Origin of the sequence: Vibrio maritimus (assembly GCF_021441885.1) — a bacterium.
GTDB classification, from domain to species: domain Bacteria; phylum Pseudomonadota; class Gammaproteobacteria; order Enterobacterales; family Vibrionaceae; genus Vibrio; species Vibrio maritimus_B.
The window spans coordinates 1,899,247-1,923,539 of the sequence record NZ_CP090438.1; the positions used below are offsets into that span (position 1 = coordinate 1,899,247).

Genomic DNA, 24,293 nt, shown 5'->3' on the forward strand with positions numbered 1-24,293 from the left:
TTCACGACACTTTTCCCTATTCTGGAATCGTTTTGTTTTATTTCTTTTTTTAGGTAAGTCACGTGTACAAACTCATAGCTATCGATATGGATGGCACCCTACTCACATCCGAAAAAACCATCTCTCAAAGAACCAAAGAAGCGATTGCCGCGGCCAAAGCGAAAGGCGTCACTGTGGTTCTAGCATCGGGCCGTCCACTTAACGGCATGAAGGATGCGCTTGCTGAGCTTGAACTAATACAGCAAGACGATTTCGTCATTCACTTTAACGGTACCTATGTGGAGAAAGTAGCGAGCGGTGAACGTTTGCACGAGCAAACACTAACAGGTAAAGATGCCAAAGAGGTTGCGCGTCTGGCTCAAAAGCTCGGTCTCGACTGCCACGCCTTCAGTACTGAAATTGGGTTGATTACACCAAGAGCCAACGCATATACCGATCACGAAGCTGAAATCAATAAGCTCGATATCAATATTTATGATTTTGAAAAGCTAGAAGATGATCATCAGATTATTAAAGCTATGATCGTAGGCGAACCTTCCAAGTTAACCGAGCAGATCGCCAACATCGATGCTGATTACCATAGCCGCTACACCGTTGTGCAAAGCGCACCTTTCTTTTTAGAGTTCCTTAACCCTCTAAGTAACAAAGGTGAAGGGGTCAAGGTCATTGCAGACCATTTAGGTATCCCATACGAGCAAACCATGTGCTTTGGCGATGCTGAAAACGACCATCATATGATCAAATTTGCAGGTAAAGGTGTCGCCATGGCGAATGCGATGGAAGAGACCAAAACCATTGCCGATTACATTACCGACAGCAACAACGAAGATGGCGTTGCGAAAGCTATTGAAAAGTTTGTGCTATAGTTTCAGCTAACTCTCTGTTTTAAGGAAGAAACATGACTACTCGCCTACTACTTAATGGAAAGAAAGCGTCACAAGAAGATATTCGTGAGGCGGTCTATCAACTTAGGGAACAGGGGCACGAGCTGGAAGTTCGTGTCACTTGGGAAGGCGGAGACTTTGAGAGACTAGTAAAAGAAGCCGGAGAGCAAGGTGTCACTCGCCTGATTGCTGGTGGTGGAGACGGAACGGTGAACGAAGTCGTTGATGCCTTAATCAGGTATCAACTGCAGCACATTGAGTTAGCCGTTCTACCTTTAGGCACGGCTAACGACTTCGCTACGGCCTCCGCGATCCCCACAACGTCATCCTACGACGCCCTTCTTCTCGCATTGACCGGCGACGCTACACCTATCGATGCAGCGTCAGCGAATGAACGACATTTCATCAATATTGCAACCGCAGGCTTTGGCGCGCAAGTGACGGCTAATACGCCCGTAGCTCTCAAGAACTTTCTGGGCGGCGGCGCCTACACGCTTGCAGGTGTTGTTCAAGCAATCAACTTTCAACCATTTAGCGGCACTGTACTGTTTGATGGCGAGGTGGTCGAAAGTAACGTCGTCGTAGGGGCGGTATGCAATGGCAGAATGGCAGGTGGTGGTCAGCCGCTATCTCCTAACGCTCTGCTGAATGACGGCTTATTAAATGTCGTGTCTCTAGAAGAGTTCTCGCCTACCGATATTCCTGCGGTTGTAGACGAGTTGCTTCAGGATTCTGATTTCAGTGGTAAATATGTCAAACGTAACCAAGTCAAAACGCTTGAGTGGGTCTCGGACAGTATCATGCCCGTAAACTTAGATGGTGAGCCGCTGATGGCAAAACATATAAAGTTCAGCGTCTTGCCCAACGAAATCAAACTTGTGCTACCTTCATGTTCGCCCGTGCTCGTCAACGGCTCAAACGGTGGTCAGGGTTAAACGCAAGTTTAACTACCTCTAGCTCCTCTAAGTTGAAAGCTGCGTGTTGTAAGTTGAGTAAACAATTAAACTCTCTAGGCACTATTGTCGAAGGGATTTTTAAGCACAAGCTCATCTCGCTCTCAAGCCACTCATCACCAATCTGAGCAGTGGAAGATGGCGCAGGGTCTTCTTGCCAATCGTCTGGTAGATAGCCCTGGTCGAGTTCTATGATCAAAGCTTCATCGATATCTATGCGATAAAGATCGTAGTCGTTAAGTAATTCGGTATCATTCAAATGAACCAGGACTTCGAGAATCGCAAGTGATTCTGAGGTAGCGAGATAAACACAACGGTTACCCGCTGAATTCCAGCGCCCACCGTATCGCCTCGCTCCTTCACCATCGAATACTTGCTCGATATTAGTAGCAAATTTCTTTTTGACGATACGATATAAGAACATCAGTTGAATACACCGTGTTCAAGGCGACCGATTACGCTCAATACCTCTTCGGTCTCAGCACTGGTTTTCAACATATCGCTTGGCGCAACGTACCCGAGAGCTTTAACTGGATTGTGCATCCATTGAAACGCTTTCAACTTATCATCTTCAAATAGTCGCAAAGACGCGTTATACACTTCAGCGTAGCGATAAAGTCTATCACTCTCTTCAGAAGAGAACTTACCGTCCTTCGCTCGTCGACTCAGAGTCGCACTTTTAATGTTGGTGATACGTGCTAGCTCTTTTTTCTCAATGCCTGTAACGTTGGCGAGTTTTTGATAGGTCGCATAATCAAAGCCAGCCTCGATCGCCTCATGCAGTTTGCGACCTCTTGGTGGCACACCAATTTGCGACCAAAATCCGGCAGTCGATTGAGAAGGAACAAATTTTGTTGAGGCAGTCATAAAACCTCCATTTGATAGCCTTTAAACATATCAAATGATATACCAGTTTGATCGTTTTCTCAAAACAGACTCCAGAAACAACAAAGGCGACCACTGCGGTCGCCTTTAACAAATTCAAGCGTCTTATTTGATGTTCAAGAATGCTGCACCACGAACACCACCTGAATCACCGTGCTTCGCTTTAACAATCTTAGGACACTTAGCCACAGACATTAGGTATTTAGGCACGCGCTTTGGCATCTCTTCGTAGATAAGCTCAAAGTTTGACAGACCACCACCTAGCGTAACGACATGTGGGTCGTTCGCGGTGAAGATATTTGCAAAGCAGATTGCCAATAGCTCCATGAACATATCAACAAATTCAATCGCATCCGCATCGCCTGCTTCGCGAGCTTTAATGATGTCGATCGCTTTTTTGCTCTCGCCGTAGTAGTTAGCGTAAAGCAACTCGAAACCGCGACCTGAAAGGTAGTTATCTAGACAGCCTTTTTTGCCACAGCCACAATCAAGCAACGGTGCTTTGTCACCAAGGTGGAACCATGCATCGATAGGTAGACGCATGTGGCCCAACTCACCCGCAACGTTGTTGCGACCAGAGAACACTTTACCTTCGTAAATTAGACCGCCACCAAAGCCAGTGCCTAGAATTAGACCCATAACTGATGGGGCATCTTGTAGCTCATCATCCCACGCTTCAGAAAGCGCGAAGCAGTTTGCATCGTTCTCTAGCTTAACTTCGCGACCGATCTTTGCTTCTAGATCGCGACGAAGCGGTTTACCCTTTGCACAACCAATGTTAACGGTCAGTACCGTGCCATCGTCTGCATCTTCCATACCCGGAAGACCAAGACCAACCTTACCCTCTGTACCCAACTCTGCATCGTACTTTGCTACTAGACCAGCAAGTGTATCTAGTAGTACTTGGTAATCATCAACAGGTGTTGGAACGCGCTCAGTTGCCACACGTTCTAGTTTTTCGTTGAAAGCACCAAACTCAATTTTTGTGCCACCGACGTCAAAGCCGTAATACATGAAACTCTCCTTGAAACCTCAAACCGAGGCAAAAAAATAGATAATTGATGGCATTATCCATATCCCTACCCCCTCAAACTGTGATGGAGCCCCAATTTATACCTTTGCTTGCACTGCTTGGCTAACAAGTCGTCACCTAACTGAACACAATTAGAGTCAGGTCTCGTTTTTTATTAGACCTATGAAATTATTCAGTGCTGGACGAGACATATCGGAAGAAAAGCGTGTCTTGCTCAACATATAACTTTCACGGAAAACCGCAAACCACTCAGACAAAATCATCGCGTTTCTTGAAGCGCCAAATTGCTCAAACACCAAACTCGCGACTTCGGCAGTCGCTAGGTGGTCTTCTTTCTCTGATTTTCGCATCATGTAGTTAGATACAGCTTCTGGTTTGATCGAGCAGACTGGAAAACCATCTAAGTATGGAGACTTGCGAAACATTCGTCTCGCCTCGCGCCAACTGCCATCAAGCAAAATGAATAGCGGCTTTTTACCTTCCAATGAAACTAATTTCGTCTCAGACAACACGCGCTTTTTGTCGTCTACATACTCTTCTGGAAAGACAATGATAGGTTGTAGGGTCTCATCTTTGAGCAGTGCCAACATCTCAGAATTAGGCACAGTACGATGCCAAGGAAACGCATAGCCCTGTTCCACCGTATCAAGTATCAAGCGACCTGTGTTACTCGGCTTTAGGATTTCAGCATCAGAGACAAGAAGCATCACCGCAACATCTGAGCTCGGCTCTGGCTGGTGCTCACAGATACAATATTGCTGTGCAATTTGGCATGTTTTACAGCGCACCACTTTTGCTCCGCGAGCATTAAATGGTTTGGTTGCAGCGGCAAGGCGCTCGTCGTACATTGTATGGAAGGCGTGGCGTCTCATGTTGGTGTTGCTCTGATAAAAGGTGGCGGGATTCTACTTCGCCCGTCACAGATAGTAAAAGGAAACTCATCATTAATGGAAAACAGTGACTCAATTCGATTAGCGATTTTTCTGTCCGTACTAATAATCTGTGCAGTATGGGAATGGTGTGCGCCTCGAAAAAACCGCACTCGCAGTCGCTGGCTGCGTTGGACGAATAATCTGGGCTTGGTTGGTTTTAACTCACTGACACTGGCCTTGGTGATGCCTTTACTCGCCATAGAGTCTGCAATGATCGCCGCCGAGAACAATATTGGTTTATTCCATTGGCTTGAGCTTCCTTTATGGCTCACTATACCTTTATCGGTCGTACTCCTGGATGCCGCTATCTACTTTCAGCACCTCGTTTTTCACCGAGTTCCTCTATTGTGGCGTTTACACCGCATGCACCATGCGGATCGCGACATCGATGTCACCACCGGAGCTCGATTCCACCCTATCGAAATAGTACTCTCAATGTGGATAAAAGTGGCTATCGTTATGCTATTGGGCGCACCGGCCCTAGGCGTCTTGGTATTTGAGGTCGTATTAAATGCCAGTGCTATGTTTAACCACAGCAATGCTAAGCTCCCGCTTGGGGTTGATAGATGGCTAAGAAGGGTCGTAGTCACTCCAGATTTTCATCGTGTTCACCACTCTGTCATTCCAAAGGAAACTCATTCCAACTTCGGCTTCTTCTTATCAGTTTGGGATCGTTGGTTTGGTACCTACCGCGCGCAACCTGAACTCGGTCACGATAAAGTGGAGATCGGCATACCTGAGTTCTCAGCGCCAAACGAACAAAGGCTGGATAAACTACTTACCCAGCCTTTTAGAAACGATTCAAGCCTTGATTAGATTCGGTTCAGTTCGTATTTGTGCAACATTGCTTGCTGGTGCCCGGCAATCTCAGCGACCTGTTCGGCGCTTTCAACCATAGATTCAAGCTGCATGTTTGAATGCTGACCCTGGTCTGTTACGTGAACAATAGCGCGCCCTACTTCAGCGGTTGCTCTTTCTTGCTCTTCTGTCGCCACAGAGACCTGCTCAGCGCGTTCACGAATGTGGTTCACCGATAAGGCGATATCGGCAAACGATGCTTTAACTCGTTCACTTGATTCTAGTGCGTGATTCATTTCACCTCGTGACTCAGTCACAGATTGTCGAGAATCTTGAGCGGCATGCATTAAATCTGACATCATTTGACGGATGTTCGTGGTTTGCTCCGAGGTATCGCTTGCAAGCTTGCGAACTTCGTCAGCAACAACCGCAAAGCCACGCCCCATCTCACCCGCTCTTGCAGCCTCTATCGCAGCATTAAGCGCAAGTAAGTTGGTGTTATCGGCAATGCCACTGATCATATCGACCATCTCTTGGATCTGTTTTACTTTACCGTCCAACTCGTTCATCGACGCTTCGTTGTTGCCAAGCGTTGTCTCAAGAGAATGCAATCGCTCTTGGTTGTCTTCCACGGCTTTAAGACCCAGCGCAGCGAACTCTTCAGCTTCTTTAGAGTCGGCAAATGACGCCGTTGTCACCGTGGCGATCTCTTTAATCGAAGCTTCTAATTGAGTCACAGTTGCCACCATGCTGTCTAGCGACTCATTTTGAGCAAGTAGGCTATTGCGAGTCTCTTCAGCAGCACCATGGCTAATTTCTGCTGTTTGATACAGGGTCTCGCAGTTCCTTGTCACCACTTCAATAGAGTCATGAGTCGAAGCGATGACTTGGTTGAGTTTGCGTGCAATATCGCGCATCTCCGATGGACCGGACATGACCACATCCCCCGTCAAGTCATGCTCTACTAGTCGCTTCAACTGGCGAGTAATATTCTTGAGAGCGCGATTTACCCAGCGTCGCAACCCAAAGAATACTGAAAGCACAACAACGACGAGAATCGTTGTCGTGATGACAAGAGTGACAATATTGGTTTGAATCGTGTCATTAACCACTGACTGGCTCTCATCAATCAGAATCGCTGCCGTATCAGATATGTCGGAGAGAAGTTGAGTTGTTTCATTCGCCAACACTGCTGCATTCGCTAACTCCTCTCTCTGAGTCGTCACAAGCTCTAAACGTTCAATGATCTGGCGTACCACACCTGTTGGCTTGAAGCCTTCTGTAACCATCTCATAAGGTGCTGTAAAGCTTGGGAACTCGCTAATCTCTGGGTGCCACTCTTCAAACTGATCGTAGGCTAAGTTGATGCTCGCATAGCGATTTCGCATTTGACGATACTCAGCATTCGCTTTCTTAAGGTCGGTTTGCATCATTAGCATGAGGAACGCACTTTCCATGGAACTTGCCGCTGTGACAACTCGCGTCGCAGCATCCGCTGAGGATGGATTATTCTGAGTAAACAGCAAACTAATGCGGTTCATTTCTTGCCCGAGTGTGCTAATTGCATAACGAAAGCCTGACACCTCTTTATCGATGTTGGCATCCATCGCCAAGATGTCTGACTGGTAAGCAAGAATCGCTTGAGTTGCCTCTTGGAGTTCGAGAATTTTATGAGCTAATAGATCGCGTTGTTCTGGCGTTACCGCGTTGCCCATTTCAGCAGCGATGGAGAAAAGATTTTGGACTTTGCTATCACTTTGCTCGACAAGTTCGATAATGCGCAATCTGGTTTCTTCTAACTCTTGTGTTGAGTCAAGCTGTGTACCGTAATTGAGAAGCTTGACCTGCTCTAATACATCTTGCGTCAACGCGGCATTATTTAACGAAAGCGGTAGAGCGTTCTCTGACAAATTATCAAATTGCTGCTTTACTTGATTTAGACCGTTAGTACTTAGCAAACTAACGCCAATAAATGTGAGGATAATAGTTAGGAAAATGGCACTTAAAGCGTGCACGAGCGAAATGGAGCGTGTTCCCTTGTCTGGGGGTGTCATAATCAGTCCGTTGTCTTGATCAATTAAACTGTAACCAAATCGGTCACTCATTCGTACAAGTTAATGATTTGGTATAGAATTATCGGAAATACTAGAGAGCCTTAATGACGTTTTTATTACATTTAAATGTAAGCAGTGTGACAAATGAAAGTTGTTAAATTATTGATTTCATACAGTATGGTAGCTTTATTGGCAGCGTGTTCTAGCCAACCGCAGCGCGCGCAACACACTCAGCAAAGCTACAACACTCAAGAAAATGCCGCTTTCTTAGCGGAATATAAAAAGTGGCAAGGTGTGCCCTACCGACTCGGTGGAACTAATTATTCTGGCGTAGATTGCTCGGCTTTTGTGCAGGCGGTATATAAAGATGCTTATGCGTTGTCATTACCAAGAACCACAGCGCAACAAGTAAAAGTTGGCGAGAAAGTCTCTTACAATAATGCACAAAGCGGTGATTTAGTCTTTTTCAAAACGGGAAGAAAGACTCGGCATGTCGGTATTTATTTGGGGGGAAATACCTTCATGCATGCATCAACATCGAAAGGTGTGGTGCTTTCTAGATTAGATAACCCATACTGGGCGTCTACTTTTTGGCATTTTAGAAGTGTGCAATAACCTTTCTCCTATCACCATTATCGACAAGAGAAAGGTCAATATCATTTAATCGTACTTTGCGACAGCGGTATCAAATAAATTTTTAACCAACGCAATGTATTCATCTAGAAAAGCGATTTGCTCGTTCGTCGCTTTTTTATTCCAGACTCCCGCCAATACCTCTTCCAGGTCTTGAATAACCAAGTCGACTTCTTTTAGCAACTTGAAGCGTACGCTTGAGTGAAGCTCTGGATTCTGCTCAAAGACAGCCATGATATTAGATGCCACCATATCGGTTGATACATCCTCAATCGTTTCTTCGCCGGTATCCCCGACTTCTGAGGTGAACACACTTAAATTGAGTGCAAGGTGTTCGATGAGTGCTTGATAGCCGTCAGTATCTACAACCACGACTGCTCTCCTAGCAATTACTTAAATATGACAAGGTGTTAACCATAGCAAACCTAGGTCACGTTTGTAAGAACACAAGTGGAAATTCGGGTGGCATGTCAATGAATCTGTGCGCTGACAGTATGTTATGTAAGCAATATTGTTCTACACTAGCGATAGTGTTGGCAGGCGGGGGTAATCTATGTGGCAAGCAATTTCAGATCAGCTTTCGGAAACGCTCATGTTCGAGTTCAATATTACCGAGCGAATAAAAATGAGCGGCGGAGACATTAATCAGTGCTACATGATTAGTGATGGCGACCAACGCTACTTTGTTAAACTCAACGACAAAGACTTCATAGCGAAATTCGAAATCGAAGCCGACAACCTCACAGCGTTGCGTGAGACCAATACTGTGCACGTCCCTGAGTTGGTATTGATCGGCAAAACCAAAGAATCTGCATTCATCATCCTTAACTATATCCCCGTTAAGCCTCTTGATACCGGTCCGGCAAGCTACCAGTTTGGAGAAGAACTTGCCAAGCTCCACAAATGGGGCGAACAGAAAGAATTTGGATTCGACCAAGACAATTACATTGGTGCAACGCTCCAACCTAATCAATGGCATAAGAAATGGTCACGCTTTTTCTCAGAGCAGCGCATTGGTTGGCAACTGCAACTACTTAAAGAAAAGCAAATCACCTTTACCGACATTGATGACTTCGTTGAGTTGGTCAACGAGCAACTCTCGGGACACAACCCAAAACCTTCTCTGTTACACGGTGATTTATGGTACGGAAATGCCGCCAATACGGCATTTGGTCCAATTTGCTATGATCCTGCTAGCTACTGGGGAGACAGAGAATGCGACCTAGCCATGACTGAATTGTTTGGTGGGTTTAGACAAGAGTTCTATGACGGGTATGAGAGTATTCTCGCGATAGAGCCAATGTACGAATACAGAAAGCACATTTACAACCTTTATCATGTTCTCAACCACTGTAACCTGTTTGGTGGTGAATACTTAGACCAAGCAGAAAAGCTTATCACCACCATCCAATCATCTTAACGGCTTGTTACAACAATCAATCGGCTTTGCTCAGCTTGGAGAATATCCTCTAGTCTAGCAAAGCCGTTTTCATTGTTGCCCTCATCAGACAAACCACTAGGATTAAACCAGTTTGCTCTTAATCCAGCCCGCAATGCGGGTTCAATGTCCCTTTGAGTTTGGTCACCCGTCATCACCAATCGCTCTGGTGAGACGTTTAGCCTACTCGCGATAGTTGGGAAGAATTCGGCGTCATCTTTCGTCACGCCCAGATTGCTATAACAAAAATATCCAGATAAATACTGAGCTAACCCAACTCGCTCAAACGCTTTATGAATATCTCTTTCAGTCGAATCCTTTGCATTAGTGGCAACGTAAACCGGACAAAGAGCGGATAGACCTTTTAATAAATCAGCCGCACCCTCAACCGCCCGAACTTCAGTCCAATCGCACATTTTTCCTTGTTGCGAAGGGTCGTCAAACATCAAGGTATCTCCCCAGTCGAAAAGATAAATGTGGTTTTGCAGACGCCATTGCACTTCTAGTACCTTCCATTCCTCGCGTAGCACACCATACTTAACCGAATCGTAGTACTCTCCTCGGTAGTACCGAACTTTACGAAGACGCGCCTCTTGTTGCATCCCCAGTTTTTCTGCGCAGCGCATCATACGAGGATTTCCAGACCAGGTCGTTAACCCTACACGTGCAATGTCTAGCGTATTGAATAGATGGCTTACCCAGGACACTAACGCTTTCTTGCCGATACTTCTGCCCCACAAAGTAGAGTCATAGACTAATACACCGACTTCAAGCCACCGAGTTGCCTTATCTTCCCAATAATAACTGACGGTACCAATCGCTCGTCCCAAATACTCGATGACCAATGCATCTTGACCTTGTTTCAGTCGCGAAAAGTAGTTGTCCGCAAACTGCGCTTGGGTCGGCCTTTCATAACCAAAGTAAGGTCCGTTGAGTTGAGTCCAGTTTTCATCACCCGTCATAAGATCGTAGATTGCCGGTAGGTCTGCATCGATTGCTTGGCGAAGAATGACATCTTGAAAGCTTAACTTAATCATACCTTTCTTACCTCGCACTCATCGAGTGTCTGCCAAGAATCTGCACCATCAAAGTATCGAACATGCAAATTGGCCAAGTTGTCCGCAAGTCTGAAATTAATCGCTGTTCGCGAACTGTCGGCTTTGCTACTAGAGGTATAATGAGTAACGCATCCACAAATAGAGCAATGTTGGAAATCGATGTAACCATCTCCCCATCGATACGCTTTGGTCTCAATTTTTTTGGTTGTCACCAACACATCTTCTGGTGAAAAGTACCCCCAAAGCGCTGCATAACGTCGACAGATAGAACAATTGCAGCTAGTGACGGACTCTGGCATGGACTCAAAGGAGAGTTGAACATTTCCGCAGTGACAACTTAGTGTGTGCTTTTCTTGATGAGTAGCTTTATGCATGATGATTCCCCTATTTACCGCCTGATACATCAATAAAAGTGCCGGTGACAAAAGACGCATCATCGGAAAGAAGCCATGCGATAGCTTGAGCGACTTCCTCTGCCTCACCACCTCGTCCTAATGGGATCTGAACAGCAAGACGATTAACTCGCTCTGGCTCTCCACCATCGGCATGCATCTCTGTGTGAATCAGTCCTGGCCTTACTCCGTTTACACGGATATTGCGCGAAGCGAGTTCCAACGATAGCCCCTTGGTTATCGTATCCAAAGCACCTTTACTAGCCGCATAATCGACATACTCAAATGGCGAGCCGGTAACTGCCGCACGTGAGGATACGTTAACGATACTTCCTCTATCTGAACTCATGTATTTCACTGCCTCGCGACAGCAAATTAGCGCACCTGTCACGTTGGTCATCAAAATCTTGTTGATTCTCTCACTTGTCAGAGCCTCTAAAGTGCACTGCTTACTCAATATGCCGGCATTGTTGACCAGTCCGTCTATCTCGCCGTGCTTTTTATAAACCTGACTAAACATGGTGACAACTTCATCTTCATTCGCAATATCAGCTTGATAACACCAAGCTTGACCACCTTCTTTTCTAATAGACTCAACTGTCTCTTCTGCTCGTGTCTTATTCGCTAGGTAGTTCACGATTACGCGGTGTCCCTGCTCTGCCAATAACTTTGCCGTCTCACTGCCAATCCCTCGGCTACCGCCTGTAACAACAATTAAGCGCCCCATAAGTACTCCTAAAATCCAATCAGTGAAATGGCAATTGCCAACATAATGCAGCCGACAAGGGCTTCAAGGATCTTCCATGAAATCGGTTTATGAAAAATGGGTGTAAGTAGCCGAGCACCGTAGCCTAAAGAGAAGAAAAACACGAATGATGCCGTCACAGCGCCCAAACCAAAAGAAAGTTGCTCTGGCGCATATTGAGTCGATATCGATCCTAAAAGAACGACAGTATCGAGGTAAACATGAGGGTTAAGCCAAGTTAGCGCTAAGCAGGTAAGCACGGTTTTCATTAGGCTAGAGTTCGCATCTCCTTCTGGATCAAGTTGATGTGAGCTGGAAATAGCCGACCGAAAACTCTGGAAGCTATAGACAAAAAGAAAAGCAGCACCCGCGTAACGGGCGACCTGTTCAACTTTAGGGTATTTTTCAATCACCACACCGAAGCCACTGACTCCAGCGGTAATCAAAGCGGCGTCAGATATTGCACAAACTGCACACACAACAAAGACGTAATGGCGTTTGAGCCCCTGCTTAAGGACAAATGCGTTTTGAGCCCCAATGGCGAGAATCAAAGAAAGACCGAGCGAAAAACCAGTAAAAAAGACGGCGATATCCAAACTAACTCCAGTTTACATCCATATAACAAGCTAGTTTGTAACGTGTAATTAGTTGAATTTCAATCTAAACATCATTTTCATGGCACACGGTAACAAAGACATCATCACTATCTAGAGTCACTTCGAACAAAATAGGACGGCAGCAAACATAGCAATCTTCTATGTATTCCTGACTATCGACCGTGCAATCGATAGAGGTCTCGAAAGCCTCTCCACAGTAAGGACAATTTACTCGCCACGCTCTGATTGCTTCCATGTTCAATCCCTTTTGCTTTTTTCATAAGTTTAGAATTGCTATAAGGCATTAACAAATGTTGCGTCGTATTCCACATACGGAGCTTTAAAAAGCTCCTGTAGATACTCTAGACTGAAGGATCAGATTCAATTGTCACGAAGTTACAGAGTTTTCGTCATAAACGTACTATTGGGGTCGAGCACATAATCAGCAAACGGCTCGCATTCAACGAAGCCATGACTCAAATAAAGAGCTCTTGCTGCGGTAAAATAGTCTTCTGTGCCAGTTTCTAGGCTTAAACGAGCGTAACCGTGCTGCTCAGCCTCCTTTTCCAAGTGGGCTAACAACGACTTCGCAACACCCTTGCCCCTAGCTTGATGCGATGTACGCATTGATTTTATTTCAGCATGTTTGGCATCTAGTGCTTTAAGCGCGATACAGCCTAATAGGTCCTCGCCACGCCAAGCCGTCCAAAACTCAATATTTGACTGACGTAACGCCTCTATATCGAGAGCATGAACACTCTCTGCTGGAGATGTGGCATACATATCGTCCAAGTGCTCTTGAAGAAGAGCCTTAATCTGAGAACCCTTTAAGTCATCCTTGATAATATCCAATTCTTTTTCCTCGATTTAATTTGTTGAGTTTTTGGCAGACTCTATACTCTATTGCACTTTCCCTCGCAGCGCTTTGGTTTGACTCTTGCGCTTCTTGTTATCCACCCGTCGTTTCTGAGATGCTCTTGTAGGCTTGGTCGCCCTGCGTGCTTTTTGAACGACGGTCGCAGAGAGTATGATCTGCTTGAGCCTCTCTAGGGCGTCTTCACGATTTTGCTCCTGAGTCCGGAACTGTTGAGCTTTTATGATGATGACGCCTTCTTTGGTGATTCTTGAGTCAGTTAAAGCTAGGAGTCGCTCTTTGCAGAAATCGGGTAATGTGGAGCGCTTGATATCAAAACGCAAGTGAATAGCTGAGCTCGTCTTATTGACTTTCTGACCACCAGCTCCCATCGAGCGAATAGCGGTCAGTTCTATTTCCCAATCGGCGAGCGTTACTGTATTTGAGATCTTTAACATAGCTATCTAGAGCGAATAATCAAAGACGACAATGTCTTCTAGAATTGGACGAAACACTGCCTTTAATGCGTCATGCTCTGGATGCGGAAGGTAATTTTGGCGCCCGGTTTCGTCACGGAAGGTCATCAACACAGTATGTGTATAGTGTTTATTCTTACCTTCAGGGCTATCGTTTACGCCCCACTCTACAGCGTCTACTCCTTCCACTTTCGAAGGCATAGCCTCAAACAGTGCCTTTAGCTCACTGATGTTTTGTTCCGTTGCGGTTGGTTTAAACTGAATGAGGAGTATATGGCGTATCATGCTCATCACCTTCTGCGTGCTGTTGGCGCGTTAACTTATTGAATTTAAGTGATGGTACAGAATATATCGTCAAGACTCTAGCATGTTGAGACTAAGTTCAAACTAAATGAACAGGGAAAGATGCTCCTTGCTCTGTCCATTAAAATATTACGAGTTATCAGATGCGGCGTCTTTTACCATATGCAAATGCACATCTTGTTGTGGGAATGGGATCGAGATGCCCTCGCGATCAAATCTAAGTTTGACCTCTTTAGTGATGTCCCAATACACATCCCAATAGTCATCTGTTTTAACCCAAGGTCTGACGATAAAATCGACCGACGAAGTATTCAAGGTATGTACTTTAATATTGGGCTCTGGGGATTTCAGAACGGCTGGATGAGCATGAACGATATCAGTTAAGACCTGCTCTGCTTTAAGTAAGTCATCGCCGTAGCCAATACCAAATATCATGTCTACGCGTCGAGTACGTTCGTGTGTGACATTCTTGATGACGTCACCCCAAATCTTGCTATTTGGAACGATGATAATCTGGTTGTCGAAGGTTCGTATAGTCGTGTTTACTAGACTCATATGGCTCACCTTGCCATCTACGCCACCCGCAAATACAAAATCCCCCACATCGAAAGGACGGTAAATTAGAAGCATCATACCAGCTGCAAAGTTCGACAACGTGTCTTGGAGTGCGAAACCAATAATGACACCCGCAATACCGAAACCGGTTAGGATTGGTGCAAGATTCAGACCGATCTGCGACAGCCCCACCATAATACCGATAACCCAAACGATGTTACCTGACATCGAAACAAAGAAGTTTTGCATCAGATGGGACAGTTTGAGGTTTTTATTGATTACCGCCTTCGAGACAACTTTTCGTACAAGCCTTACTATCGCTCGGGTTACGAACAAGATGAGTAGAAAGATAAGTACCTGGAACAACTGCTGTGGAGCATTATCTGCGAGCCAATCAACAGCTTGACTCCACCAATGGCTTAATAGGGAAAACAATACTTTGGCATCGAGGATATCTTGTGTAATGTTGCCAGTAATGGAGAAAACCTGACGCTTATACTCAGACGTATCTAGTCCAACTTCATCACCCAACACAATGAGGTTTCTTAAGCTTTTTGTCTCGATGCTTAGGCGCTGTTTAAGAATCAGCTGGCTCGTTTGCAGCCCTGCTTTATCACCTTCTGGAGCTGATGCTATTTGCGTGCTGATTGCACTTGCTTGCTGTCCAAAATACTCAATAGACGCTGACGTTAAACGAAGGTTTTTACCAATAAGGACTTCAAACTCCGCTTCTGCTTCCTTGTCTTGTACATCCAGCTTTTCGAGCCATACTAGGTTTTGCCAGCTAGCGTCATAGGCTGAGTTCAAGTATTCCTGTAGCTCACTATAAGTGTTGAGAATGGACAACTTGCTCTCGTCTTTAGCAGCGTTAAACTGCTCTGTCACCTCTTCAATCTTCTTCTCGAGGTAAACTTTTGCTCCCGTCGTATATTTCTGTTGGACTCGAACCTGTTCGATCAGCATGTCTTTCGGCAATGAATCAGCGTCAATGGCATTACCAATCACTTCTCGAAGTTCATTGTTCTTGTTGAATAAGCGAAACTGAATCGCGTCTTTTTGATCACCACTCGTCACTTTTAAAGATTCGGATAAATCACGAATTTCGCCATTCACACGTGCCAACGCAGCTTCCGCTTTAGAGGTTGCAGGCGATGCTGTTTGAGCAGGTTCACTTTCTGCGTATAACAATCCGCTGAAACAAGTCAATGACAGTGAAAAAAGTAGCGCAGCCCATATACGTCGGGATGGAAAAGAAGAAGGAACACTCATTCAAAACTCCTTGAAGGTGCTAGTTTTTTTATTAGTTACCTAATAATAGAACACTATTGCTCACTGCCTACCATCTCTAAATTGAGATTGTCTATATGATCACCGTCTATCACCAATAGCCTACCTTTAAAAATCTAACCATCGACTATGCTTAAGAAGATTCTCACTTCAAAGGAGTTACACATGGGCATTATCTCATGGATTGTTCTAGGACTGATTGCAGGCGCCTTAGCAAAATGGTTGATGCCGGGGAATGATGGTGGTGGCTGGATTGCGACTATGCTTCTCGGAATTGCTGGCGCTTTTGTTGGTGGTTTTATCGGTGGTTTCTTAGGTTTTGGCGGAGCTAGCGGAGTGAATATTGGCAGTATCATCACAGCAACGCTTGGTGCTTTCATACTGCTGTTCGTATATAACCGCTTCCTTAAGAACTGAGCAACGAGAACTTTTATTGGATGCTAACAAGAGAGCCAACGCTAGCGTTGGCTCTCTTTTACATGTTGGTTAAAGCTTCTTGGTGTTCTTAGGACACGTAGTAAGATTAGTGGTTATTACCTGTCCAGATTCCAACTGACAAATTGTGCCAGGTGCTCCACCATTTTCCGCTAAGCTGGAAAATGTTACCAACATCAGACCTACAGCGATAAGTAGTGACTTCATTCTTCCTCTCCTTGATTAACAGAATGAATTACGGAAACACCGCTTTATTAGATCCCGCTTACATAAACTAGGAAATGGATTGTCACTATCAAACATTTTTATCAATGAGAGGAATGCTCTTTGATGTATGCATACATCCGGTGAATGCATGAGTTCCCATAGATACAGTCTGGTTCTTTTGTAAAATCTATATATTCGGGGATAACGGAGCCTAATTGAGTACTCGATGAAAACACTCAAGGGGCTGATATCACATTAAATATCCAAATTTGCGGAAGAGTTAAACGAATACATCTTCACTTCCTGACGCACCTCCCACCCCATAGACTTATAAAACATCTGAGCCTGTTCATTCTCAGTATTCACGAATAGATGGGTTTTACTGATCCCAATGTGGGCGAAGGCGTTGGTTACTTTTTCAACCAAGGATTTTCCGATGCGTTTGCCACGATAATCTGCCCCAACCGCAAGATGCTGAAGGTATCCACGCCGACCATCAGTACCCGCAAGCACTGCACCCACAATCTTGCCATGGACAATGGCGACAAAACTCATGTTCGGGTTTTTATCGAGATACGAGGTGACGTTTTCTCGACTGTCAGCCTCACGAATCAACATATGTTCAGTCTCTTGCCACAGCGCCATCACAGCATCATAGTCGGCGACTTGCATTTCACGATACGACACGTTCACTTGAGTAACTCCTTTTTACCTCAACGACTTCAACGGTGTAATTTACATACCACTTATCTTTACCTAAGTGCTGAGCCTTTCTATGTAATGGGTCATCACGCCATCGCGCGATATCTTGCTCACTAACCCAGTAAGATATGGCTAACTCTTGATTACCCTCACTGCTGCTGACAAAGTCTATACATCCGTATTTTGACATGGCGAGATCACGCAGTTGATTGGCGTAAAGAGAATACTCCTTATCCAGAGTTCGAATAGTAGCTTTAAAGATGACGGCAAACAAATCTAGCTCCTTGCTCTGTTTGTCGATATTAGACGGGGTTCAGTATTGAGCTGTATCAGGTGCAGTCGTACCTAGCTTCCATGTCTGATACCACTTTCATGAGAAGATCCTCTAGTGCTGAACGATCAATTTTTTCCAAATTCGTGATGTAAAGGCATGACTTAGCAGTTTTTACTTTGCCCAACGCGGCTAACTCTTTCTGAAATTTTTCAAAGCCTTGCATTATATAGATAGTCGTGTTGCTCTTTCTCGGAGAGAAACCCGTCATCAACCAAGAATACGTTCCGCGCGTGTTAGTGTATCGGTATTCTCCAAATCCGATAATACTCTCTCCCCACATAACTGGCTTGCGGCCTGTGATTTGAGTGAACATTGTGAGTAATGTCTCAGCATCCGCACGGCGCTGCTTATGTTCTACACTTTGGATAAATTCGACAGGGCTTGCGTCTGACGGTCGAGTTTTTAGCGATGACATACATGACTCCCAATTAGCTCACCTCATCAAAGCTTAAACGTTTTTGTATCTATGGTCATAGAAATTGAAGATATGTTTAAGAGTCCAATCTCGGTAACGGTCAGCCTCAATTAGAATATCATGGCGTGCATGAGGAACAGTTAACATTCGAGAGCTTACACAGCGCTCATTAAACAGATCCTGTGCTTGGTTAGCTACAACGTTGTCAGCTTCTGGCTGGATGATGAGTATTGGCGTCGTGATAGACTTTGCATAGTGCAAACACTGCTTCCCCGCCGCCATCGCTTCAGTAATCCATTTTGGACTGACTCCGCCAAGTCGCAAATGAGGATTTTGGATTAACAGATCACTGTACGCTTGAAATCGCGCCTTACTAGTCGTGTGATCATTGTTTTCAAACGACTTAGCGACAAATGCCGTTTGTGTCGGTGCGTAGTGAGGCGTTTTCTGTAGCTGACTGATGACTTTAATGGTTGCTGAGTGAAGTCCGCCCACAACTTTAGGCAGTTTTAAACCAAACATGGGACTAGTAAGTACACATGATTTTACCTTATTACGCTTGGTTGCTAGATATTGTGTAGCTACAGCTCCGCCCATTGAATGCGCCAACATTTCGATGTCACCATGACCACCTTGCTCGTGAACAACGGTCTCGATAAAAGTCGCCAAGTCTTCCACATAACGGCTAAAATCATCGATATGCCCTAGCTCTGACTCCTCAGCCAGGCGTTCAGACTCCCCTTGACCTCGGTGATCGTAAGTGTAAATACTAAAATACTGACTGAGCTCATGAATCAGCTCTTGATACTTCCAAAACGTTTCATTTCGTCCTTGCACCAACACTATCGCTCTCTGAAGGTGGTTGGGATTAACGTTGATCCACTCAATGTTCACGCCAGCTTCACCCACAAACTGTCCACTCGTGCGAGATGCCCACGTAGTCTCTATCTGTTCACCATGAAATGTCTTTGAAGAAAACTCCGAGGTTTGTATCTTGTAGCGCTTATAAGGCTTATACGGAATGTCGAGTTTTCTTCCCACACTCTCAACGAAAAGACGTCCCAGGCGCACACCATGCATATAGTCAGAGTCCAATTGTTTCTTAGTGCTACCTATAACAGACGAGTGCAATGTTCTGTCGGGAGAAATCTCGTAGATTTCGACATCGTCTGGTGGTGAAGCTAGAAAACGTTGTGTCTGGCGATAGCTCTCTTCATGCTTAATCAACATGGTCGACAGCTCTGTTAGCGCTTTCGATGGCGCGCGTTTCAGAAATGCTTCAAGCATCGGATGGTGCTCTTCAAAATCTATTGGCATAGTTCTGATGACGACAATATGTTTATAGCCTCGTCGGTAAGCCTCTTCCACGGGAATGGGCGCAGCGATACCGCCATCAAACCAACGGGTGTCATCAAATACTACCGGGCGTTTATGAAGTGCTGGGATCGCACAAGAAGCGCTTAGTACATGCTTCCAGTTCTCCCGAGTGACATCAAAACAAGTGCTGGTCAACTCGGTGCCATGGGTTGCCACTGCAACAACCTGCTTGGTCTTCAAAAAGTCTGCACCTTTGTCCCAATTAAGTGGAATTCTCGACTCGGCACTATTAACAAGAAAATCCAGGTCTAGCCCTTCACCACTTAGCAGATACTTCGCCAAGGTGAAGAACTCCGGATGACGAGTCGCTTCTGCAATCACCTTGTAGGCATGACCTTGGTGACCACAGATATAGGAAGCGAGATTGAGTGAGCCGGCCGATGTGCCAATGAGTAGATCGAAAGGATTAAACTCCGCACGTAAAAAAGCATCAAGTACGCCAGCGGTGAATATCCCTCGCTGCCCACCACCTTCTGTCACCAGAGCGATCTTTTCAACGTGACGTTGCTCTAGCATGAAGTTGTCATGGTGCTTATTGCTTATTACGTATCGCTTACCCATTCTTTTTCCACTTTATTGATTTCATCGAGCTAAGACGCTTTCCCCATAAGTCTAAGGATAATATGGGGATAGTCGGGAAATAAATTCAAGAAAATTTAGGGCGCGTTAATTAACGTAAAACACTCACGTGATCGCAGCCACAGCTACCTTCTTACCAAGACGGCTACTTTCCATAGCAAGCTCAATCAATCGAATAACTTGCAGCGCTTCTTCTGGTTTTACGGGAGGTTCAAGACCATCCTGAATCGACGTAGCGAGTTGCTTAAAGTAGTCCTGATAAGCCCCAAGTTCAGTTTTTACTGCCTCTGAACCACCCTCTTGGTACAACGTGCCGTAGCTCTCATGTGTCTCTTCTGACCAATTTAGCGTATTGGGAAGCACGCCAGAGATTAGCTGCGCTTCTTGGGGATCAAAGCCACACTTCTCATAGTTTCCTAGCGTTCCTTTGACGGTGAAACGCCGATTAGGTCCAGCATCAAACATATCACCATGCAAAATCGCCAGATGCTCTGGATAATGTAGAATCACATGAAAATAATCGACATTAGTCGAGTTTTCGCGTCGCATTTTGCACTCAGCGCTGACATAGTCCGGGACACCAAACAGCTCAACCGCTTGGTCAATAAGATGGGAACCGAGATCGAATAAGATCCCACCACCATCGGTCGTTTGCTCGCGCCAGCGTTGACGAACTTGTGGTCGGAAACGGTCATAGTGGGATTCAAAATGTTTGATATCCCCAAGCTTCTCTTCTTCAATCAACTTTTTGACTGTAAGAAAGTCACCATCCCAACGCCGGTTATGATAGATGCTCAAAACTCGATTCTGCTTTTTCGCGATTTCAATTAAGGCTTCTCCGTCTTCAATACGGGTCACAAACGGTTTCTCAATCACCACATGTTTACCACTTTCCAGCGCTAGCTTCGCCAACTCAAAATGAACATGGTTAGGGGCGGTAATGATGACTAACTCTGCATCCGTATCCTCGATCATCGAGATTGCGCTGGCGTAATGTGTAACATCTGAAAATGCACTATTGACTTCATCCGCTTGACTGGTGCTGATGGCAGTCAGTTCAAATTCAGGCAAGGTGGTGATGAATGGGATCTGGAACGTTTTGGCCGAAAATCCATATCCGATGATGGCTGTTTTAATTCTATTTTGTGTCATTGAACACTCTCTTTATTGATTAGTGACTGCGGCATCATCAGCATTTCACTTAAGCGAAAGCCTTCATTTTTCAATTAAAGTAACTTAAAAAATGCAAATTAACTTACAAAACCGCATAAACACGAACCATATTGCACATTAACTTACGTAATTTCAAGTTCAATCACGAACAAAGTGCTAGTTCGGGCTTTTAACAACGAGTTAGCAAGTCAAGATAAGTGGTTTTACGCACATATAAGTATTTATTGATATTCACTTACGCTACAATGACAAGCAGATACAGCAAAGGATCAGACAATGACTCAAGAAGAACGATTGATAGCGATCGAAGAGCAGATAAAAAACCACGGAAAAGTCACCATCGAAGAGATCTGCCAAACCTATGAAATCTCTTACGATTCAGCTCGGAGAGATTTGGTAAAACTTTCAGAGCGCCCGGGAGTATTGAGAATCCGAGGTGGCGCAATCTTAGATGAGAAAACCGTTAGTCTCTCATTTCATCAAAGGTCTGGTACGGATCCAATCAAGCTGCAGCTTGCCAAGTTTGCCGCTTCCCTCGTAGAAGAGGACGATATTGTTTTCCTCGACGCAGGCACGACGTGTACTGCCCTCGCTCAAAACCTCACAGTCAAATCAACAGTCATTACCAACTCAATTGAGAGCTTGAGTGCATTGAGTCATAAGCCCAATATTCGAAAAAGTGTGCTTGGTGGCGCATTCGATGACTTCTCACACGCCATCTTGGGCGATATGACCATTGAGCAGATAAAAAAATATCAGGCAAGCAAGGCGTTTATAGGCATTGGTGCGATATCAGAATCTGGCATCACTACCGATTTAGAGACCGATGCCAACCTGAAACTGGCGATGGCAAAGCAGTCTAAACAAGTAATTTGTGTGGTGGATAGTACTAAGTTCAACACGCAACTGATGTACCAGTCTTGCACATGGGCGGATATTGATATTGTCGTCACGAATCAACGACCACCAGAGAACATCGTAAAGCAGATCGAGCTTCATGGCGTGGAGTTAATTGAGGTCTTTTCTGAGTAAGTTATGACAGATTTTTCCTACATATGATTACCATTTGGTACAAGGCGTTACAAAAATAACGCTCACATAATAACCATAAATGTAATCTTAGTTTTCATAATGCTGACAAATGTATCATTTACCCCTGACTCTGTGCAGGGGTTTTTTGTGTGTAATTCGCTCGTCCTCAAGGGGGATTAACAAGACATTTTAATGCAAATGAGATTTGCACCCGCCCAAGGGTTTAGCAAGGACGCATCTTTTTTTATTTAAAGTTGTTAGACAGGGTTAAGAAAAATGAAAAAGAGTTTAACTGCAGTATCCGTAGCTGCATTAATGGCAACAAGCGTACAAGCGGCAGATAATAGCGGCACGGTTGAAGCGTACGTAGACCAAGATTCTAATGCAGGTCTTTACTCTGCAGTAGATGTGACAGAAGACGCTTATGTAGAAGCAGAGGTAGCCAAGACGGGCTACGGCTACATTGGTGCAGGTTACATGTTTACTGCAGACACGGGGGTAGCAGCAGGTTACGCAACAGAAGGTGACAACGACGAAGCACGTATTCAAGCCTTTACAGGTCATAGTTTCGGTAACTTCACACTACGCGGTGGTGCCGAATACCGTCACGGCTTCAAGGGCTTTGTATCTGGCGGTAACGTAACTGGTGATGGTTTCGGTAGCGGTAGCGATGTTAACGGTGACTTTGGTCATGGTGGACTGCCTACGCCATACAAAAACTCTGACGTTACACTACCTGCACCACACAACCACGATGGTATATTGCCTTTACCTGTACCTGATAGCCAGAACGGTAATTACACGCTAGACGTTCACCGTGACAATAGCCGTATTGTGAAACTTAACGTAGGCGCAGACTACAACATTGCTGACCAAGTAACGCTTTCTTATGACTACGATTATTACAAGCAACTAGGCGATTTCTACACAGCAGACGATGCACAGGCTCATACCTTTAAAGCTACCTACACTGGCTTTGATGCTGCACAGCCATACGTTAAACACGCAATTGACGGCGACTTTGACAACAACTTTACAACGGTTGGTATTGCGATTCCATTCTAAGCCAATGGACCAGTTTAAGTTTGAGAGGGTTTACCGCCCTCTCATCTAAATGCTTCACAACGTCTATTAGGAGAGACAATGACAACATCATACGCCGTTCAATCACAACGAAGGCGTCCAACATGAACTCAATCATGAGCGCTCTATACGAGCAAATTAAGGTATTACGAGAGACCAACTCTCCCTACAACTTAATTCGAGCCAGTGAGCTCACCGATATGGTAAAAAGGCTGCGAAGCGGCAAGTATTGTGTTTACCAACTTCAAGAAAGTTTAAGGACAGGAAAACAAACAATACATATATCAAGTTTGAGTCGAGACAGTGTTCGAGCGCAATATCATCATGAGCTAGACGCTGCGAAAGAAGAGATAAAGAAGCTCAATAAAACAACCGATAAGGAGTACTGGATTTACGATTGGGGAGCTCACGAAAAGTTCGAAGTTTACGAAATTGTCCCAACAGGAGGAGACATCCTAATCAGGACCGTAGAGCTAGTAGAACGCCCCTTAAATTAAACTTAAAAACGCTTTAAAGGCTAGTCGCCATTAACATCCCATAACTATTTCAAGACTAGCACGACAATCCCGTTCCAAAGAATCCATTAGCAGTGGTTTCTTCTCACAAAGACCCGCAACGTCATTCAACGCTGCAGGTAGATTCTTCGCGCTGTCACTCTGAGCTATCGCTCACCCAACACTTCAAACTCATCATAAGTCAAACGAGATAATCCATCTTCTTGTATCTCCCACAACTCTTTGTGTACCACACCGAACGCTTTGTTCATGGTCCAATCGGCACTTAAAATGTAGCCAGTGTCATTCTCTTTTACCCACTTCACATTTGTGTAGTCAACGTCGGCAAATCCCTGGTCCAAAATTCCTTGCCAAAACGCTTCAATGGCCTCACGCCCCTCAAAAGTACCAAATGGTTTAGCGACCATTACCGCATCCTCAGCGTATCGTGCTGCACAGCCTGCTGCGTCTTGGCTATTGAACGCCGATTGCCAACCTGAAATACCTGCTTTTGACTGTTCTAAAACGGATTCACTCATTACTATTTCCTACTGTTCCCGTTGTTGATAAGCCAATATTAGGCGTAC

31 protein-coding genes and 1 pseudogene are annotated in these 24,293 nt (G+C 45.0%); 9 read left to right on the top strand and 23 right to left on the bottom strand.

Going from position 1 to position 24,293, the window contains the following annotated elements:
- Positions 1-62: 62 nt before the first annotated feature.
- Positions 63-866, top strand: coding sequence for a Cof-type HAD-IIB family hydrolase (locus tag LY387_RS08675; RefSeq protein ID WP_234493762.1), 804 nt, complete (start codon positions 63-65; stop codon positions 864-866).
- Positions 867-898: 32 nt separating this feature from the next.
- Positions 899-1,819 (top strand): lipid kinase YegS, encoded by a 921-nt coding sequence (gene yegS, locus LY387_RS08680; RefSeq protein WP_234493763.1) that lies wholly within the window; start codon positions 899-901, stop codon positions 1,817-1,819.
- Here the strand turns inward: yegS and LY387_RS08685 are convergent.
- The 4 genes from LY387_RS08685 to LY387_RS08700 form a co-directional block, all read right to left on the bottom strand.
- Positions 1,791-2,261 carry an RES family NAD+ phosphorylase gene (locus LY387_RS08685; protein ID WP_234493764.1) on the bottom strand — a complete coding sequence of 157 codons (471 nt, stop codon included), beginning with the start codon at positions 2,259-2,261 and terminating at the stop codon, positions 1,791-1,793. The genes yegS and LY387_RS08685 overlap by 29 nt on opposite strands.
- Positions 2,261-2,704 carry an antitoxin Xre-like helix-turn-helix domain-containing protein gene (locus LY387_RS08690; RefSeq protein WP_234493765.1) on the bottom strand — a complete coding sequence of 148 codons (444 nt, stop codon included), beginning with the start codon at positions 2,702-2,704 and terminating at the stop codon, positions 2,261-2,263. The genes LY387_RS08685 and LY387_RS08690 overlap by 1 nt, the downstream gene beginning before the upstream one ends.
- Before the next feature lie 123 nt (positions 2,705-2,827).
- Positions 2,828-3,736 (bottom strand): N-acetylglucosamine kinase, encoded by a 909-nt coding sequence (gene nagK / locus LY387_RS08695; protein ID WP_234493766.1) that lies wholly within the window; start codon positions 3,734-3,736, stop codon positions 2,828-2,830.
- Positions 3,737-3,892: 156 nt separating this feature from the next.
- A complete protein-coding gene (locus tag LY387_RS08700) occupies positions 3,893-4,627 on the bottom strand; it encodes a tRNA-uridine aminocarboxypropyltransferase (RefSeq protein WP_234493767.1) in 735 nt (244 codons plus the stop codon).
- Positions 4,628-4,702: 75 nt separating this feature from the next.
- Here LY387_RS08700 and LY387_RS08705 point away from each other — a divergent pair, with 75 nt between their 5' ends.
- On the top strand, positions 4,703-5,503 hold the full coding sequence (locus tag LY387_RS08705) for a sterol desaturase family protein (RefSeq protein WP_234493768.1): 801 nt from the start codon (positions 4,703-4,705) through the stop codon (positions 5,501-5,503).
- On the opposite strand, the gene LY387_RS08710 is transcribed toward LY387_RS08705, so the two are convergent.
- Entirely contained in the window at positions 5,500-7,539 is a 2,040-nt protein-coding gene (locus tag LY387_RS08710; RefSeq protein WP_234493769.1) for a methyl-accepting chemotaxis protein, read from the bottom strand. The two genes, LY387_RS08705 and LY387_RS08710, sit on opposite strands and share 4 nt — an antisense overlap.
- Positions 7,540-7,683: 144 nt before the next feature.
- On the opposite strand from LY387_RS08710, the gene LY387_RS08715 reads away from it, so the two are divergent.
- A complete protein-coding gene (locus LY387_RS08715; protein ID WP_128648639.1) occupies positions 7,684-8,154 on the top strand; it encodes a C40 family peptidase in 471 nt (156 codons plus the stop codon).
- A 45-nt stretch (positions 8,155-8,199) separates the two neighbouring features.
- On the opposite strand, the gene LY387_RS08720 is transcribed toward LY387_RS08715, so the two are convergent.
- On the bottom strand, positions 8,200-8,544 hold the full coding sequence (locus tag LY387_RS08720; RefSeq protein ID WP_042475645.1) for a DUF3802 family protein: 345 nt from the start codon (positions 8,542-8,544) through the stop codon (positions 8,200-8,202).
- Positions 8,545-8,725: 181 nt separating this feature from the next.
- Here LY387_RS08720 and LY387_RS08725 point away from each other — a divergent pair, with 181 nt between their 5' ends.
- Positions 8,726-9,592 carry a fructosamine kinase family protein gene (locus LY387_RS08725; RefSeq protein ID WP_234493770.1) on the top strand — a complete coding sequence of 289 codons (867 nt, stop codon included), beginning with the start codon at positions 8,726-8,728 and terminating at the stop codon, positions 9,590-9,592.
- On the opposite strand, the gene LY387_RS08730 is transcribed toward LY387_RS08725, so the two are convergent.
- The 10 genes and pseudogenes from LY387_RS08730 to LY387_RS08775 all read right to left on the bottom strand — a co-directional run bounded on the left by LY387_RS08730 (position 9,589) and on the right by LY387_RS08775 (position 15,857).
- Entirely contained in the window at positions 9,589-10,056 is a 468-nt protein-coding gene (locus LY387_RS08730) for an HAD family hydrolase (RefSeq protein ID WP_326492004.1), read from the bottom strand. The genes LY387_RS08725 and LY387_RS08730 overlap by 4 nt on opposite strands.
- 54 nt (positions 10,057-10,110) lie before the next feature.
- Positions 10,111-10,647, bottom strand: a pseudogene (locus tag LY387_RS08735) (GNAT family N-acetyltransferase); the annotation flags it as partial.
- On the bottom strand, positions 10,644-11,042 hold the full coding sequence (locus tag LY387_RS08740) for a GFA family protein (RefSeq protein WP_234493771.1): 399 nt from the start codon (positions 11,040-11,042) through the stop codon (positions 10,644-10,646). The gene LY387_RS08740 and the pseudogene LY387_RS08735, both read right to left, overlap by 4 nt.
- A gap of 10 nt (positions 11,043-11,052) precedes the next feature.
- Positions 11,053-11,787 carry a glucose 1-dehydrogenase gene (locus LY387_RS08745; RefSeq protein WP_234493772.1) on the bottom strand — a complete coding sequence of 245 codons (735 nt, stop codon included), beginning with the start codon at positions 11,785-11,787 and terminating at the stop codon, positions 11,053-11,055.
- Between the two features lie 8 nt (positions 11,788-11,795).
- On the bottom strand, positions 11,796-12,395 hold the full coding sequence (locus LY387_RS08750) for a LysE/ArgO family amino acid transporter (RefSeq protein ID WP_234496083.1): 600 nt from the start codon (positions 12,393-12,395) through the stop codon (positions 11,796-11,798).
- 70 nt (positions 12,396-12,465) lie between these two features.
- A complete protein-coding gene (locus tag LY387_RS08755) occupies positions 12,466-12,657 on the bottom strand; it encodes a CPXCG motif-containing cysteine-rich protein (RefSeq protein ID WP_234493773.1) in 192 nt (63 codons plus the stop codon).
- A gap of 140 nt (positions 12,658-12,797) precedes the next feature.
- On the bottom strand, positions 12,798-13,253 hold the full coding sequence (locus LY387_RS08760) for a GNAT family N-acetyltransferase (protein WP_234493774.1): 456 nt from the start codon (positions 13,251-13,253) through the stop codon (positions 12,798-12,800).
- Between the two features lie 48 nt (positions 13,254-13,301).
- Positions 13,302-13,712 carry an alternative ribosome rescue aminoacyl-tRNA hydrolase ArfB gene (gene arfB, locus LY387_RS08765; protein WP_234493775.1) on the bottom strand — a complete coding sequence of 137 codons (411 nt, stop codon included), beginning with the start codon at positions 13,710-13,712 and terminating at the stop codon, positions 13,302-13,304.
- Between the two features lie 6 nt (positions 13,713-13,718).
- Complete coding sequence (locus tag LY387_RS08770; RefSeq protein WP_234493776.1) at positions 13,719-14,015, bottom strand: Dabb family protein; 297 nt, start codon at positions 14,013-14,015, stop codon at positions 13,719-13,721.
- 147 nt (positions 14,016-14,162) lie between these two features.
- Positions 14,163-15,857, bottom strand: a complete 1,695-nt coding sequence (locus LY387_RS08775) for a mechanosensitive ion channel family protein (RefSeq protein WP_234493777.1) — start codon at positions 15,855-15,857, stop codon at positions 14,163-14,165.
- 183 nt (positions 15,858-16,040) lie between these two features.
- On the opposite strand from LY387_RS08775, the gene LY387_RS08780 reads away from it, so the two are divergent.
- Positions 16,041-16,292 carry a GlsB/YeaQ/YmgE family stress response membrane protein gene (locus tag LY387_RS08780; RefSeq protein WP_234493778.1) on the top strand — a complete coding sequence of 84 codons (252 nt, stop codon included), beginning with the start codon at positions 16,041-16,043 and terminating at the stop codon, positions 16,290-16,292.
- A gap of 69 nt (positions 16,293-16,361) precedes the next feature.
- On the opposite strand, the gene LY387_RS08785 is transcribed toward LY387_RS08780, so the two are convergent.
- From LY387_RS08785 to LY387_RS08810, 6 genes are all read right to left on the bottom strand, one after another.
- Positions 16,362-16,517: a hypothetical protein gene (locus LY387_RS08785; protein ID WP_197058792.1), complete on the bottom strand. Its 156-nt coding sequence runs from the start codon at positions 16,515-16,517 to the stop codon at positions 16,362-16,364.
- A gap of 255 nt (positions 16,518-16,772) precedes the next feature.
- Entirely contained in the window at positions 16,773-17,189 is a 417-nt protein-coding gene (locus LY387_RS08790; protein WP_234496084.1) for a GNAT family N-acetyltransferase, read from the bottom strand.
- Between the two features lies 1 nt (position 17,190).
- The gene (locus tag LY387_RS08795) at positions 17,191-17,493 is read right to left on the bottom strand and encodes an antibiotic biosynthesis monooxygenase family protein (RefSeq protein WP_234493779.1); all 303 of its coding nucleotides are present in this window, start codon (positions 17,491-17,493) and stop codon (positions 17,191-17,193) included.
- Positions 17,494-17,548: 55 nt separating this feature from the next.
- Positions 17,549-17,968, bottom strand: a complete 420-nt coding sequence (locus LY387_RS08800; RefSeq protein ID WP_234493780.1) for a DUF1801 domain-containing protein — start codon at positions 17,966-17,968, stop codon at positions 17,549-17,551.
- A 33-nt stretch (positions 17,969-18,001) separates the two neighbouring features.
- Entirely contained in the window at positions 18,002-19,906 is a 1,905-nt protein-coding gene (locus LY387_RS08805) for an alpha/beta fold hydrolase (protein ID WP_234493781.1), read from the bottom strand.
- Positions 19,907-20,029: 123 nt separating this feature from the next.
- The gene (locus LY387_RS08810; protein ID WP_234493782.1) at positions 20,030-21,076 is read right to left on the bottom strand and encodes an oxidoreductase; all 1,047 of its coding nucleotides are present in this window, start codon (positions 21,074-21,076) and stop codon (positions 20,030-20,032) included.
- 297 nt (positions 21,077-21,373) lie between these two features.
- Between LY387_RS08810 and LY387_RS08815 the strand changes: the two genes are divergently transcribed.
- The 3 genes from LY387_RS08815 to LY387_RS08825 all read left to right on the top strand — a co-directional run bounded on the left by LY387_RS08815 (position 21,374) and on the right by LY387_RS08825 (position 23,709).
- Positions 21,374-22,129 (top strand): DeoR/GlpR family DNA-binding transcription regulator, encoded by a 756-nt coding sequence (locus tag LY387_RS08815; RefSeq protein WP_234493783.1) that lies wholly within the window; start codon positions 21,374-21,376, stop codon positions 22,127-22,129.
- Positions 22,130-22,405: 276 nt separating this feature from the next.
- Complete coding sequence (locus LY387_RS08820) at positions 22,406-23,194, top strand: hypothetical protein (protein ID WP_234493784.1); 789 nt, start codon at positions 22,406-22,408, stop codon at positions 23,192-23,194.
- Positions 23,195-23,316: 122 nt separating this feature from the next.
- A complete protein-coding gene (locus LY387_RS08825; RefSeq protein ID WP_128648648.1) occupies positions 23,317-23,709 on the top strand; it encodes a hypothetical protein in 393 nt (130 codons plus the stop codon).
- 164 nt (positions 23,710-23,873) lie between these two features.
- Here LY387_RS08825 and LY387_RS08830 read toward each other — a convergent pair whose 3' ends face one another.
- On the bottom strand, positions 23,874-24,245 hold the full coding sequence (locus tag LY387_RS08830) for a YybH family protein (RefSeq protein WP_234493785.1): 372 nt from the start codon (positions 24,243-24,245) through the stop codon (positions 23,874-23,876).
- Positions 24,246-24,293: the final 48 nt, after the last annotated feature.